At 73.0% G+C, this 12,433-nt stretch carries 12 protein-coding genes; 7 read left to right on the top strand and 5 right to left on the bottom strand.

Annotated elements, in window-relative coordinates:
• Positions 1-24: 24 nt before the first annotated feature.
• The 4 genes from ACZ32T_RS19865 to ACZ32T_RS19850 form a co-directional block, all read right to left on the bottom strand.
• Positions 25-297: a hypothetical protein gene (locus tag ACZ32T_RS19865; protein ID WP_467272482.1), complete on the bottom strand. Its 273-nt coding sequence runs from the start codon at positions 295-297 to the stop codon at positions 25-27.
• A 196-nt stretch (positions 298-493) separates the two neighbouring features.
• Positions 494-721: a DUF3107 domain-containing protein gene (locus tag ACZ32T_RS19860; RefSeq protein WP_167526138.1), complete on the bottom strand. Its 228-nt coding sequence runs from the start codon at positions 719-721 to the stop codon at positions 494-496.
• A gap of 135 nt (positions 722-856) precedes the next feature.
• Complete coding sequence (locus ACZ32T_RS19855) at positions 857-1,498, bottom strand: TetR/AcrR family transcriptional regulator (protein ID WP_099174612.1); 642 nt, start codon at positions 1,496-1,498, stop codon at positions 857-859.
• Positions 1,499-1,665: 167 nt separating this feature from the next.
• Positions 1,666-1,881: a hypothetical protein gene (locus tag ACZ32T_RS19850; protein WP_467272521.1), complete on the bottom strand. Its 216-nt coding sequence runs from the start codon at positions 1,879-1,881 to the stop codon at positions 1,666-1,668.
• Positions 1,882-1,994: 113 nt separating this feature from the next.
• Between ACZ32T_RS19850 and ACZ32T_RS19845 the strand changes: the two genes are divergently transcribed.
• From ACZ32T_RS19845 to moeZ, 7 genes are all read left to right on the top strand, one after another.
• The gene (locus tag ACZ32T_RS19845) at positions 1,995-2,960 is read left to right on the top strand and encodes an alpha/beta fold hydrolase (RefSeq protein ID WP_467368008.1); all 966 of its coding nucleotides are present in this window, start codon (positions 1,995-1,997) and stop codon (positions 2,958-2,960) included.
• A gap of 8 nt (positions 2,961-2,968) precedes the next feature.
• Positions 2,969-4,294, top strand: coding sequence for a DUF3152 domain-containing protein (locus tag ACZ32T_RS19840; protein ID WP_467368006.1), 1,326 nt, complete (start codon positions 2,969-2,971; stop codon positions 4,292-4,294).
• Between the two features lie 308 nt (positions 4,295-4,602).
• Positions 4,603-6,393, top strand: a complete 1,791-nt coding sequence (locus ACZ32T_RS19835) for a DUF3492 domain-containing protein (protein WP_467272473.1) — start codon at positions 4,603-4,605, stop codon at positions 6,391-6,393.
• A gap of 34 nt (positions 6,394-6,427) precedes the next feature.
• Positions 6,428-7,627 (top strand): hypothetical protein, encoded by a 1,200-nt coding sequence (locus ACZ32T_RS19830; protein ID WP_467368004.1) that lies wholly within the window; start codon positions 6,428-6,430, stop codon positions 7,625-7,627.
• Between the two features lie 135 nt (positions 7,628-7,762).
• On the top strand, positions 7,763-8,728 hold the full coding sequence (locus ACZ32T_RS19825) for an NAD-dependent epimerase/dehydratase family protein (RefSeq protein ID WP_467272469.1): 966 nt from the start codon (positions 7,763-7,765) through the stop codon (positions 8,726-8,728).
• The gene (locus tag ACZ32T_RS19820; protein ID WP_467368002.1) at positions 8,716-9,543 is read left to right on the top strand and encodes a spherulation-specific family 4 protein; all 828 of its coding nucleotides are present in this window, start codon (positions 8,716-8,718) and stop codon (positions 9,541-9,543) included. The genes ACZ32T_RS19825 and ACZ32T_RS19820 overlap by 13 nt, the downstream gene beginning before the upstream one ends.
• An 84-nt stretch (positions 9,544-9,627) precedes the next feature.
• Positions 9,628-10,806, top strand: coding sequence for an adenylyltransferase/sulfurtransferase MoeZ (gene moeZ, locus ACZ32T_RS19815; RefSeq protein WP_467272467.1), 1,179 nt, complete (start codon positions 9,628-9,630; stop codon positions 10,804-10,806).
• A 65-nt stretch (positions 10,807-10,871) separates the two neighbouring features.
• Here the strand turns inward: moeZ and ACZ32T_RS19810 are convergent, their stop codons facing one another.
• The gene (locus ACZ32T_RS19810; RefSeq protein WP_467368000.1) at positions 10,872-12,422 is read right to left on the bottom strand and encodes an alpha/beta hydrolase; all 1,551 of its coding nucleotides are present in this window, start codon (positions 12,420-12,422) and stop codon (positions 10,872-10,874) included.
• Between the last annotated feature and the right edge of the window lie 11 nt (positions 12,423-12,433).

Below are 12,433 nucleotides of genomic sequence, written 5' to 3'. Positions count from 1 at the left end.
GCCCGGTGGTCCGGACGGCGGGTCCTACTGGGCCGCCGCCGAGCGCACCGCCCTGCCGGAGCGCGGGCGGATCAGCAGGGACAGCGTCACCGCCCCGACCAGCACGGCACCGGCGGGTGTGGCCAGGACATGGCCGGAGCCCAGTGTCGAATGCGTCAGGTACGCGCCGAAGAGGGCACCCAGTCCGCCCGTGACGAACACCACGCGGGAGGACGGGAGCCGGCCGGGCAGGGAGCGGAGCACCACCCAGGACAGGGCGACTCCGAGCACGACGGCGCTGATGGATTCCCAGAGCACAGGGGTCACCTCGCTGCTGATTTCGCGACGGTCGGTCGGTCGTAGGCCGTCCTACCCGGGGCTCGCGCGATACAACCCTCAGCGGCCGCCGTGAACCCCACCGAGGGAAGAGCCCCGAGCCGGTTCCGGGGAGAAAAGGTGGAGGCCCGGCGGACGATTCCGCCGGGCCTCCACCTCTGCTGCCGTGTCGCGCGGGCTACAGCGCGCCGAATCCCACCCGTCGGGTGCTGGGCTCGCCGATCTCCACGTAGGCGATCCGGTCGGCCGGCACCAGGACCTTGCGGCCCTTGTCGTCCGTGAGGCTGAGCAGCTGCGCCTTGCCGTTGAGCGCCTCGCCGACCGCGCTCTCGACCTCTTCGGCGGAAAGTCCGCTCTCCAGAACGATCTCGCGGGGCGTGTGCTGCACCCCGATCTTGACCTCCACGGCTATGTCCCTCCGACGGTCCGTCTCTGCGCGGTGAACCGCGCCGTACGCAGCACACATTAGCCCGGTGAAGGGACGGACCACGGGTCGACCGGCAACGCCCGCAGCGAACACCGGCCGCGGCTCACACCGTGCTCAGTGCTGATCGGCACCGTGCAGCGGGAATCCGGCGATGCCCCGCCAGGCCAGCGACGTCAGCAGCTGCACGGCGGAGTCGCGCGGAATGCCGGACGGGCTGGAGAGCCAGTAGCGCGCCACGACCTGGGAGACGCCGCCGAGGCCGACCGCGAGCAGCATCGATTCGTCCTTGGACAGGCCCGTGTCGCCCGCGATGACGTCGGAGATGGCCTCCGCGCACTGCAGTGAGACCCGGTCGACCCTCTCGCGGACCGCCGGCTCGTTGGTCAGGTCGGACTCGAAGACGAGACGGAAGGCGCCGCCCTCGTCCTCCACGTACGCGAAGTAGGCGTCCATCGTCGCCTCGACGCGCAGCTTGTTGTCCGTGGTCGAGGCGAGCGCCGTACGGACCGCTTGGAGCAGTGACTCGCAGTGCTGGTCGAGCAGGGCGAGGTAGAGCTCCAGCTTTCCGGGGAAGTGCTGGTAGAGCACCGGCTTGCTGACGCCGGCCCGCTCGGCGATGTCGTCCATCGCCGCCGCGTGGTAGCCCTGGGCGACGAAGACCTCCTGGGCGGCGCCCAGCAGCTGATTGCGTCGGGCACGGCGGGGCAGCCGGGTGCCCCGCGGGCGCGCCGCCTCTGTCTGCTCGATGGCTGTCACGCCGCCTCCCAAATTCGTGATCGAACACAGCCGTACGTGAACGCTGCGCCGTGGGGCCATCGTACTTTTGAGTAACCCGGGTGTGCGCGGCGCGGACGCAGAATTTCACGGACCGGACGGCTGCGGTAGCCACAGAAACGTCGGCCCATGCCGCAAAGCGGTGCGTTTTACCGGTAATCGTCCTCATCCTGTGTGACCACGCGGGCCTGCTCCGCCGCGTCCGCCTCGTTCGCGGTGGAGCGGTCGATTCCGGTGAGCGGTTCGTCGCCCTCCGGCCGGACGGCGGCCTGCTGTTCGGCGGCGTCCGCTTCGGGGGCTTCGGGGTCCGGTTCGTCCTGCTGCGGATCCTCGAACGTCTCGGGGTCGCTGGGGTCGACCGTCATCATGGCTCCCTTCCTTCTTCCCTTGCAGCCTAGGAGCAAGCCCCCGGGGGCGCGATGCGGCCTGTGACCGCGAACACATGAACCACCGCGTGATCGTCTCGTAACATTGCCCCATGTCTTCGACCGAGCTGCCCGGTATCGACGCCGCCGCCGCCGCGGTGGCACCTACGGTCAGTGCCGTCCGGGTCGCGGAGGGTGAGGAGCTGCGCTCCGTCGCGCTGCCCGGCCTCACCCTGACCGTCCGCTCCCGCCCGCCGGAGACCGGGGACGCGTCTCCCGCCCTCTTCGTGCACGGGCTGGGCGGCTCCTCCCAGAACTGGTCGGCCCTGATGCCGCTGCTGGCGGACACGCTCGACAGCGAGGCGGTCGATCTGCCCGGCTTCGGGGACTCCCCGCCGCCGGACGACGGCAACTACTCCATCAACGGACACGCCCGGGCGGTGGTCCGGCTGCTGGACGCCGGAGGGCGTGGTCCCGTCCATCTTTTCGGTAATTCTCTGGGCGGCGCCGTTGCCACCCGGGTCGCGGCCGTCCGGCCCGATCTGGTGCGCACCCTGACGCTGGTCTCCCCGGCCCTGCCCGAGATCCGGGTCCAGCGGCCCGCCGTGCCGACCGCCCTGCTCGCACTCCCGGGCGTCGCATCCCTGTTCGTCCGGCTCACCCGGAACTGGACCGCGGAGCAGCGCACCCGTGGCGCCATGGCACTCTGTTACGGCGATCCGGCACGTATCTCCGACGAAGCCTTCCGCCACGCGGTGGCCGAGATGGAGCGCCGGCTTGAACTGCCGTACTTCTGGGACGCCATGACGCGCTCGGCGCGGGGCATCGTCGATGCCTACACGCTGGGCGGACAGCACGGGCTGTGGCGCCAGGCCGAGCGGGTGCTCGCACCGACCCTGCTGGTGTACGGCGGACGGGACCAGCTGGTCTCGTACCGGATGGCGCGCAGGGCGTCCGCGGCCTTCCGTGAGTCGCGCCTGCTGACACTGCCCGAGGCGGGGCACGTGGCGATGATGGAGTACCCGGAGGCGGTCGCCCAGGCCTTCCGGGAACTGCTCGACGAACGTGGCAGGAGCTGATCCGGGGCGTGGGACGACACAGCCGAAAGGGCCCCGAGGCCACCCGGCCCGATACCGGGACCGCGACAGGTACCGGTGCGGAGCGCGGCACCGGCCGGCGCGGGCGGGACCCCGTCACACCGCCTCCGCGCGACGGGCACAGTCCGTTCGCCGAGGCCCCGCGGGTGCGCGGCGGCCACCCCGAACAGCGTGAACCGGGCGGCGGCTGGGGGACCGGGCCGCAGCCGGGACACGACGGCCGGAGGGACCCCGAGGGCCCCGGTGCCCAGGAGCTCTTCCGGGCCAGGCAGGACGCCATGGCGCGGCAGCGGGCGGCGCAGCAGGCGGCCGGGCGGCGCACGGCCGGGCCACAGACCGGCGGTGCCGCGCTGATACCGGGCCCGCGCAGGGAGTTCCTGGAGGCCTTCGACACCGCCCCCGGGCGTCCCGCGCCCCCGGCCCCGCCCGAGGAGCCGGCCCGGACCTCGATGGAGTCCGGCGGGCCCGACGAGGCGCCGGCCGGAGAGGACACCCCGCAGGCCAAGGGGGGCAAGGGCCGCGCGTTCACGGGGATCGCGGCCGCCGCCGTGACCACGGTGCTCGCGGTCGTGGTCGCCGGGCAGGTGGCACAGGACTCGGGGAGCGCGGGGGACGGCACGCGGAGCACGGGCGTCGACCGGCAGGACTCCGAGGACGCCTCCCGTTCGGTCGACCGGGCGACCCCGGAGGTGAAGCGGCAGGAGGTCAAGCCCCTGTCGTACGCGCAGAAGATGGCCACTGCCTTCCCGCTGGCACCGGACCTCAAGGCGTCCGGCAAGTTCGAGGCGGTGCCGGGGCTGGCGAAGGCTCCCGGACGGGGGGACAAGCACCGGTACCGGATCGACGTCGAACAGGGGATGGGCCTCGACGCGGGGCTGTTCGCCGAAGCGGTGCAGAAGACGCTGAACGACGACCGCAGCTGGGCGCACAACGGCGCCATGACCTTCGAGCGGATCTCCTCCGGCGAACCCGATTTCGTCATCACTCTCGCGAGCCCGGGGACCACGGGCGTCTGGTGTGCGAAGTCCGGCCTGGACACCACCGAGGACAACGTCTCCTGCGACTCCGCCGCCACCGACCGCGTGATGATCAACGCCTACCGCTGGGCGCAGGGTGCCTCGACCTTCGGGCCGGACAAGCTCCTGGCCTACCGTCAGATGCTGATCAACCACGAGGTCGGCCACCGGCTGGGGCACAACCACGTGAGCTGCCGCACCCCCGGCGCCCTGGCGCCCGTGATGCAGCAGCAGACCAAGACCCTGGATCTGGACGGCATCAAGTGCCGCCCCAACCCCTGGGTGTATCCGGGCAGCTGAACCGCCGACAGGCCGCACTCCGCCGGACCCGGGTTCGTCGCCCGCGTCCGGCCGTCGTGCGGCGGATCGGCGACCGGACGCCGGCTGACGGGTCGGGGCCGGAGCTGGCCGCAGCCTGACTGTGCGTCACCAAGCGCCCGCATATCGCAACAGAACGCGACTGGGGCGGGAAAGTTACGCCGGTTCACCCCTTTCGGTGGCGCGACGGACAACCGTCCGTCGCGCCGCCCGTGTATCCGCATACGGTCGTCCCGCTGTGAGTCGCCGGGCAACGGCGGCTGCCCACAAGGGAGATCGGGGGTGTGCTCGTGCGGATCGGACTCCTCACGGACGGTGGTTATCCGTATGCGACCGGTGAGTCCAGACTCTGGTGCGACCGCCTCGTGCGCGGTCTTCCCCAGCACGAGTTCGACCTCTTCGCCCTCAGCCGCTCCGCGGACCAGGAACAGCAGGGCTGGGTCAGACTCCCCGACCGGGTCGGCCGGGTGCGGACGGCGCCGATGTGGACGCACGAGGAGGACCCCCGGCACCCCGAGCGCCCCAGGGGCCTGGCGGGCAGGATCGCCACCGGCCTGGGCCGCTCGTACGGACGACGGGACCGGTGGCGTTTCACGGCGCACATGACGGCGCTCGTCGGCGCGGTCTGCGCCGGCGCGGAGGCAAGGCCGGAAAACGAGGAGGCCGGGCTCTTCACGGAAGCTCTCTACGGCCTCGCCGAACTGGCGCGGGAGCGCGGGGGGCTGCACCACGCCCTGCGCTCCGAGACGGCCGTACGCATCGTGGAGGCGGCCTGCCGTGCTCCCGGCACCGGGCGGACCGTCCAGGGCGCCACCGTCCCGGACTACCTCGCCTTCGTGGCCGAGCTGGAGCGCACCCTGCGCCCCCTCTCCCTCGACTGGTACGACGAGGACGGTCTCGGCGCGGTCGACCTCTGCCATGCGGCCTCCGGCGGCGCGGCCGCTCTGCCGGGGCTGCTGGCCAAACGCTTCTTCGGTGTGCCGCTGCTGGTGACCGAGCACGGCGTGCCGCTGCGGGCCCACTACCTGGCGGCGCCCGAAGCCCCTCTCGGTGCGCCGGTGCGCGCACTGCTGGCCAACTTCCACGGGCTGCTCGCCACCGAGATCTACCGGCAGGCCGCGCTGATCACCCCCGGTAACACCCATGTCCGCCGCTGGCAGGAGCGGTTCGGTGCCGACCGCGGCAAGCTGCGCACGGTCTACCCGGGCATGGAGGCCGGCCGGTTCCGGGCCGTGGGGGAGGGGGACGACGACGGTGGCCCCGGCACCCTGGTGTGGGTCGGACGGATCGAACCCGCCAAGGACCTGATCGCCCTGCTCCACGCCTTCGCCGAGGTGCGCAGGGCCGAGCCCGACGCACGGCTGCGCGTCTTCGGCGCACCCGTCCAGGGCGGCGAGGGCGACAGCTACCTCGCCCACTGCCGGGCGCTGGCCGCCCAGCTCTTCCCCGACGAGGCCACGGACGCGCACACCGTCGGCGACAACCCGGTCACCTTCGAGGAGATCGGCGGTCCCGAGGTGCCCGACCTCGCGGAGGCCTACGCCGCGGGCGGCGTCGTCGTGCTCTCCAGCGTCGTCGAGGGGTTTCCCATCAGCCTGGTCGAAGCGATGTTCTGCGGCCGGGCCACCGTCTCGACGGATGTGGGCGCCGTCGTCGAAGTCGTCGGCGGTACGGGGCTGGTGGTGCCCCCGCGGAACCCGCGGGCGCTCGCCGACGCCTGCGTCGCGCTCCTGCGCGACCCGGAGCGCCGCGCGCGCCTGGGCGCGGCGGCGCGCGCCAGGGCGCTCGAACTCTTCACCGTCGAGCAGAACCTCACGGCATTTCGCGGCATTTACCTCGACCTGGTGGGTCACGCCCCGGCCCGATGGGCGACGGTGCGGGACCCGCAGGATCCGGCCGGCCCGCCGCGCCCCTTCGCCACACCACCGGAGGCCCATGTGCTGGGTGCTCTGCCCGCCGGCCTGATGCCGGTGGCGCTGCCCGCCGGGGCCGTCGCGGGCGCCTCCCGGGTGCCGAGCTGGGCGCTCGGCGAGGAGAGCGTGTGCGCGGGCGCACGCGGGGCGGGTGAGGGCGATGCGTGACGGCACGAGCGGACGCGATCACGGAGGAGCCCCGATGGGTGGACCGAACGACACCCCGGACCAGGACGCCGGGGGCGGGCAGGCGGACGAGAGGCCGGGTGCGGTCCGTTCCGCGGTCCGGGCTCCCGAGATCGCCTACCACCCCGACCGCAGGCCGGTGGTCAGGCGCGGTCCGGCGGACCCCGTGAAGGCGCTGATGCACCGGCACCGGGACCTCTGCGAACGCGCCGTCGACCCGCTGGAGATCGCCGCCGGCCTGGAGGCGCACGGGCTCACCGACCGGACCGCCGCCCGCTACCGTCACCGTGACGTCTTCTCGCTCGCGGAGGAGCTCTACGCCCGCGTCCCCGGCGCGGGAAGAGCCGCCCCCCGCGACCCGGGACCGCAGCCGGACCCCGCCGACGAGGCGCGGGCCGGATGGACGCTCCCGGCGCTGCTCCCCGGCGCCGCCTGCCTCGCGACCGCCGGGACGCTCAGGGCGACCGAGGAGGTGCTCGGCGGCGGTGCCCGGCTCGCGGTGACCGCCGCCGGGGCGGTACTCGTCCTACTCGGGCTCCGGCTCGCCCTGCGCGGCGGCCCGCTGCGCGCCCCGGACGGCACCGGTGGCGTCTCGCTGTACGTCTGCTGGCTCCTCGGCTACGTCGTGTACGGCGACGACCTGCTCGCCCAGGTCATCAGCGGTGGACCAGACGGCCACTGGACCGCCGCACCCGCCCCCCTGCTCGGGCTCGCACTCGCCCTGGCCCCCGCGGCCTGGTGCGCCCACCTGTTCGCGGTGCACGCGCGCCGCCGGCTCGCCGGATCCCACGGCCTGTCGGACTTCGGCGCCGGTGTGCGCCCCCTGCTCTTCGGCGTCCTCGCGCTCTTCCTCTGCGCGCTGACCGTGCTGCTGCTCCTCGCCGACCTCGGCCACCCCGGCGCGGGAGGTCCTCCCGTGGGCCCTGCCGCCCTCGGCGCCCTGCTCTTCCTGGCCCGGCTGCTGGCCGTCCACGGCTTCCCCGAACCCGCCGCCACCGCACTCGCCGCCGCCTGCGCCGTCGAAGTGGCGGCCCCCTTCCTGGTCCTGGCCGGGCGGCTGCCCGGCCTCGGCCTCCTCGCCCGGCCGGTCGACGCGGTCGTCGTCGCGGCCGGACCCGGCGGCGTACCCGTACTCGCCTGCGGCATCGCCGCGTTCGGGCTGCTGGTCCACGCCTCGGTCACCCTCACCCGGGCATCCGCCCACGCCACGGCCTGACCGGGGCCCGCACCACCCCGCGGAGCCGACGCCGCGGGTCTCCCGTACCGCACACACCTTCCTCAAGGAGACACCGGACATGACCCCCCAATCCCCCGCACCGGCAGCTCGCCGTCGGCACCGAGGGGGCGCGCGATGAGGGTTCTGCTGCTCGGAGCGAACGGGTTCCTCGGGCGCTTCGTCGCCGACCGGCTGCTCGCCGACCCGGCCGTTCACCTCACGGCGCTCGGCCGCGGCGACGACGCCGACGTGCGCTTCGACCTCGCGGGCGGCAGCCCCGGAGCGCTCACCCGCTTCCTGGACGCCGTCCACCCAGGGGTCGTCGTCAACTGCGCGGGCGCCACCCGCGGCGGGGCCCGGGACCTGACCCGCCACAACACCGTCGCCGTGGCCACCGTCTGCGAGGCCATGCGGCGCAGCGGGTGCAGCGCACGGCTCGTCCAGGTCGGCTGCGCTTCCGAGTACGGGCCCTCGCAGCCCGGCTCGTCCACCGCCGAGGACGCCGTGCCCCGTCCGGGCGGCCCGTACGGCGTCAGCAAGCTCGCCGCCACGGAGCTGGTCCTCGGCTCAGGCCTCGACGCGGTCGTCCTGCGGGTCTTCTCGCCGGTGGGCCCCGGCACCCCGGCCGGCTCCCCGCTCGGCCGGCTCGCCGAGACCATGCGCCGCGCCATGCAGACCGGCGACCCCGAACTCAAGCTCAGCGGCCTCGGGGTGCAGCGCGACTTCGTCGACGTACGCGACGTGGCGCGTGCCGTGCACGCCGCCTCGCTCTCCGCCGCCCAGGGCGTCGTCAACATCGGCACCGGCCGGGCCGTGCGGCTGCGTGACGCCGCGTCGGTCCTCGCCAGGGTCGCCGGTTACGCCGGCGCGCTCCACGAGCTCGACACACCCCCCGGCAGGCTTCCCATCGGAGCCCCCCGCACCTCCTCGGAATCGGTCGTGGAGCACCTCGCCGCGACCCCGTCCCCCTACCCCGACGGCTGCGGTGCCTGGCAGCAGGCCGATGTCCGCACCGCGAGGGACCGGCTGGGCTGGCGGCCCCGCATCAATCTGGAGGAGTCCCTCGCGGACATCTGGATGGAGGCGGCGTGCCGTATCTGACCGGCACCGGCGCCACCCTGCGGACCGGCGGGGCGGAACAGCTCGGCGTCGGGGTGCCCGGATATGCGCACCCGCTGCTCGCACCCGCCGAATGGGCCGGGCTCAACCGGCCGGGCACGCCGCTGCACTGGGCCGTCCTCAACATCGACGACGGGCCGGGCGCCCGGCCCGACCCGCACTGCCTGGAGGCCGCCGGACGGCTGCGCAACGCCCGCGAGCGCGCTCTGCACGGGGAGGCGCCCGAGGACACCGTGCGAGCGTCCGGGGGCAGGCTGCTGGGCCACCTCGACCTGGCCTTCGGCGGCCGTCCGTTCGGCGAGCTGATCACCGACGCCCGGTCCTACATCGACTGGTACCGCGTCGGCGGCTTCTATCTGGACCGCTGCCCGGACGGACGCGACGGGCTCCAGGGGGTCCGCCGGCTGACCGGTACCCTCTCCGCGCTGCTGGCCGACAGCGACAGCGCGGACGAGGAGGGCGGGCGGCTGGTCCTGGGCCACGGCACCCACCCGCACCCGGGCTACGCCGAGGCCGCCGACCAGTTGGTCACCTTCCGGGGGCCCTGGACCGACTACCGCTGGTCCCAGGTGGCCGAGTGGACCGCCGCGTACGAACCGGGCCGCTTCGCGCACTTCGTCCACGGGGTCCCCCGCACCCACCTGGAGGAGGCCATGCGCATCGCCCGCTGGCAGGGCGCGGGCACGGTCTTCTTCACGGACCGGGACGACGCGAAGGGGCAAATCGACCCATTTAGGGCACTGCCCAGCTACTGGGACGAATTCGTCTCGCGGATCGGACCTGGTATCTCGGAATGAGGAGCGGCGTGGCAGTGTTACGGGAGAACAACCGTACGTAGATGAAGTACGTAGAAACCGACCACCTGCATTGTTGAGGTTCCTGTGTCGCTGCCACCCCTGGTCGAGCCAGCTGCTGAGCTCACCGTCGATGAGGTCCGCAGGTACTCCCGCCACCTGATCATCCCGGATGTCGGGATGGACGGACAGAAGCGGCTGAAGAACGCGAAGGTGCTCTGCGTCGGCGCCGGCGGTCTCGGCTCGCCCGCTCTGATGTACATGGCCGCGGCCGGTGTCGGAACGCTCGGCATCGTCGAGTTCGACGAGGTCGACGAGTCGAACCTGCAGCGTCAGGTCATCCACAGCCAGGCCGACATCGGCAAGTCCAAGGCCCAGTCGGCCAAGGAGACCGTGCAGGGGATCAACCCCCTGGTGAACGTGGTCCTTCACGAGGAGCGGCTCGAAGCCGAGAACGTGATGGACATCTTCGCCCAGTACGACCTGATCGTGGACGGCACGGACAACTTCGCCACCCGCTATCTCGTCAACGACGCCGCGGTCCTGCTGAACAAGCCGTACGTCTGGGGCTCGATCTACCGCTTCGACGGCCAGGCGTCCGTCTTCTGGTCCGAGCACGGGCCCTGCTACCGCTGCCTCTACCCGGAGCCGCCGCCCCCCGGCATGGTTCCCTCCTGCGCCGAGGGCGGTGTCCTGGGTGTGCTCTGCGCGTCCATCGGCTCCATCCAGGTCAACGAGGCCATCAAGCTGCTCGCCGGCATCGGTGACCCGCTGGTCGGCCGTCTGATGATCTACGACGCGCTGGAGATGCAGTACCGCCAGGTCAAGGTCCGCAAGGACCCCGACTGCGCGGTCTGCGGCGAGAACCCCACCGTCACCGAGCTCATCGACTACGAGGCCTTCTGCGGCGTCGTGTCCGAGGAGGCCCAGGAGGCGGCGGCCGGTTCCACGATCACTCCCAAGCAGCTCAAGGAGTGGATCGACGGCGACGAGAAGATCGAGATCATCGACGTCCGCGAGCCGAACGAGTACGAGATCGTCTCGATCCCGGGCTCCCGGCTGGTCCCGAAGAACGAGTTCCTGATGGGCACCGCCCTCCAGGACCTCCCGCAGGACAGGCGCATCGTCCTGAACTGCAAGACCGGCGTCCGCAGCGCCGAGGTCCTCGCGGTCCTCAAGTCGGCGGGCTTCGCCGACGCGGTGCACGTCGGCGGCGGGGTCATCGGCTGGGTCAACCAGATCGAGCCCGAGAAGCCGGTCTACTAGACCTGCGACGTGACGTACGAAGGGGCCGGCTCCCGCAGGAGCCGGCCCCTTCGCGCGTCCGGACGTCAGGAGCAGGTACGTCCGTCCGCCGGGACCTTTCCTTCGAGGAGGTAGGCGTCGACGAGGGAGGTCACGCACGCGCTCTCGCCGTAGGAGCCGTGCCCCTCGCCCTTGTTGGTCAGCAAGACGCCGACCCCCTCGCCCAGTTCGTCCGCCATCCGCCGCGCGCCCTCGTACGGAGTCGCCGGGTCGCCGGTCGTGCCGATGACCAGGATCGGGGCGGCGCCCGGGGCGCTCACCTCCGGGGTGTCGTGCTCCCCCTCGACCGGCCACCCCGCGCACCAGCCGGCCGTGTCCCAGGCCAGGAACGGGCCGAAGACCGGTGACAGCTCACGGAATTCGGGGAGCAGCCCCCGGGCCTCGGCAGCCGTGGGCCTCGCCCTGGCGTCGGCGCAGGAGATCGCCCGCTGGGAGTGGCTCTGGGTGTCGTAGTGCCCCTGTGCGTCGCGGCCGTTGTACGAGTCGGCCAGCCGGAGGAGTCCGTCGCCCGTGCCTCTGTTCTCCGCCTCGTCGAGTGCGGCCGTCAGGGTGGGCCAGCCGCTCTTGGAGTAGAGGGGGGCCACGATGCCGAGGACGGCGAGCGATGCGTTGAGCTCGCGCCCGGACGAGGTCGGCAGCGGGTCCTTGTCGATCCGCTCCAGCAGCCGCGCTGTCCGCCGGGTGCCGGCCGCCGGGTCCTGGCCGCGGTCCTTCAGATAGTTCTCCAGGGCCCGCTGGAATCCCGTCGCCTGATTGCGGGCGTGGCCCACCGAGTCGGCCGTCGGGTCGACGACGGCGTCCAGCACGACCCTTCCCACGGACTCCGGGAAGAGGTGCGCGTAGGTCCCGCCGAGCTCCGTGCCGTACGAGACGCCGAAGTACGAGAGCTTCTCGTCGCCGAGTGCCCGGCGGATCGCGTCCATGTCCCGGGCGGCGTTCACCGTGCCGACGTGGGGGAGCACCTCGGCGGAGAGACGCTCGCAGCCGGCGCCGAAGTCCCTGCCGTCCTCGATGAACGCGGCCTCCTCCGCCGGGGTGTCCGGGGTCATGTCGATCTCCCGGGAGGCCGTCTCCTGCTCCTCGTCGCCGCGGCAGCGGACCCCCGCGCTGGCCGCGACCCCGCGCGGGTCGAAGCCCACCAGGTCGTAGCGGGTGTTCAGCTCCCCGTACGAAGCGGCGGCGCGCGGCAGGATGCCGACTCCGGAGCCGCCGGGGCCGCCGAAGTTGAAGAGCAGTGATCCGAGCCGCTCGCTCCTGTCCGTGGCCGCCTTGCGGATCAGCGCGATGCCGATCGTCTCCCCGTCCGGCTCGGCGTGGTCCAGGGGAACGTCGAGGGTGGCGCACCGCCAGGCGGGGCCCGGCGCGGTGCCGCCCCCTGGGGCGTCGCAGCGCTTCCAGTCCAGGGGCCGGGACGGGCCGGACCCCCGGGACGAGGGCCCTGGGGCCTCCGGCGACGAGCCCTTGGACGACCGCGGTGGTGCCGGACCGTCGTCGCACCCCGTGAGGACCGCCGTCGTCAGCAGCAGGGCCGCCCCGGCGAGCGCCGCGCCTCCACGCGCCCGTCCACGCACGCGCATGTGTGCTCCCT

It is taken from the genome of Streptomyces sp. NPDC023573, assembly GCF_055559735.1.
This window is presented reverse-complemented; position numbering and strand designations above follow the sequence as displayed.

Bases quoted from the DNA above. Each gene is read 5' to 3' on its own strand.
- ACZ32T_RS19845 (WP_467368008.1), top strand. From the start codon at position 1,995: ATGTCTTCGACCGAGCTGCCCGGTATCGACGCCGCCGCCGCCGCGGTG.
- ACZ32T_RS19830 (WP_467368004.1), top strand. From the start codon at position 6,428: ATGGGTGGACCGAACGACACCCCGGACCAGGACGCCGGGGGCGGGCAG.
- ACZ32T_RS19850 (WP_467272521.1), bottom strand. From the start codon at position 1,881: ATGACGGTCGACCCCAGCGACCCCGAGACGTTCGAGGATCCGCAGCAG.
- ACZ32T_RS19825 (WP_467272469.1), top strand. From the start codon at position 7,763: ATGAGGGTTCTGCTGCTCGGAGCGAACGGGTTCCTCGGGCGCTTCGTC.
- ACZ32T_RS19810 (WP_467368000.1), bottom strand. From the start codon at position 12,422: ATGCGCGTGCGTGGACGGGCGCGTGGAGGCGCGGCGCTCGCCGGGGCG.